Genomic DNA, 821 nt, shown 5'->3' with positions numbered 1-821 from the left:
TTATGAACTCAATTCCGTTACCAGTGAAGAATATCTTTTTGTCCGGTTCTTTATATCCTCCTCACTGACACCATAATAACAATATAAATCTCTAGCTATTTTCTTAAACCTTTTTATGACCGACTTATTTCCAGAGTAAGATATTCCAAATATATTCCAGGTATAATCTACCTCTATTTCCATTAAATCCTCACCAATTTTTATTTCATATAAATGAAAATCCATGGGAATTACATTATCAGGCATTTGGTCAATCAATTTATTTCTAATTTCCATTTCATTCAAAAAATTTTTAACAGATTCTTCATTATGAAAATCTGGTTTTGGAATATCCTTCCTTTGGCCCAAAAGTTCTGGTTTATGCTGCATAATCAAACTAGCTTTTAGATTTTTCTGTCGTTCTATCCAATTTGTTGCGGCAGGATTGATTTCCACTAAATCATAATGATCCTTTGCGTATTGCACCACTTCCGCAAGGGTATGCGGGTTGGCCGCTATTCTCTTTTCTATCCTTTTTCGTCTGGATTGATAGATAGCATTTCGGATTCTAATCTTTAGAGATTGCTTTTGAGCTTCTCCAAATATAAAAACACTTGTGGGACCATCTTCACCATTTATTATGGAAACTTGATTGATACTTTTATTTTTCATAAGTGCCCTCTACTCACAAATCCCGATTATATCGGTGATTCACAATCTTTTAGCCAAAATCGCAGCTCCATAACCGTCACAGCAATTTTATACTTTACTTCGATTTCAATCTTTTCTGGTGGATTGACTAAAAGCCTGTCAATATCATTTTCCTCAACACCAGCCATTTT

The 821-nt window shown here is 33.9% G+C and carries 2 protein-coding genes; both read right to left on the bottom strand.

All coding sequences use genetic code 11. The annotated features are described in order from the left end of the window. Complete coding sequence (locus DXB43_RS14960) at window positions 1-651, bottom strand: hypothetical protein (protein ID WP_012744349.1); 651 nt, start codon at window positions 649-651, stop codon at window positions 1-3. Window positions 652-677: 26 nt separating this feature from the next. Continuing rightward, window positions 678-818 carry an HTH domain-containing protein gene (locus DXB43_RS15860; protein WP_195492561.1) on the bottom strand — a complete coding sequence of 47 codons (141 nt, stop codon included), beginning with the start codon at window positions 816-818 and terminating at the stop codon, window positions 678-680. Window positions 819-821 lie beyond the last annotated feature (3 nt).

Source organism: Roseburia sp. OM04-10BH (assembly GCF_003462605.1).
Classification (GTDB): domain Bacteria; phylum Bacillota; class Clostridia; order Lachnospirales; family Lachnospiraceae; genus Roseburia_C; species Roseburia_C amylophila.
Note: the sequence above shows the minus strand (reverse complement) of the source record. Positions and strands in the feature narration are given on the sequence as shown.

Excerpts from the sequence above, each read along its gene's own strand:
- DXB43_RS14960 (WP_012744349.1), bottom strand. The coding sequence starts at position 651 with ATGAAAAATAAAAGTATCAATCAAGTTTCCATAATAAATGGTGAAGAT.
- DXB43_RS15860 (WP_195492561.1), bottom strand. The coding sequence starts at position 818 with ATGGCTGGTGTTGAGGAAAATGATATTGACAGGCTTTTAGTCAATCCA.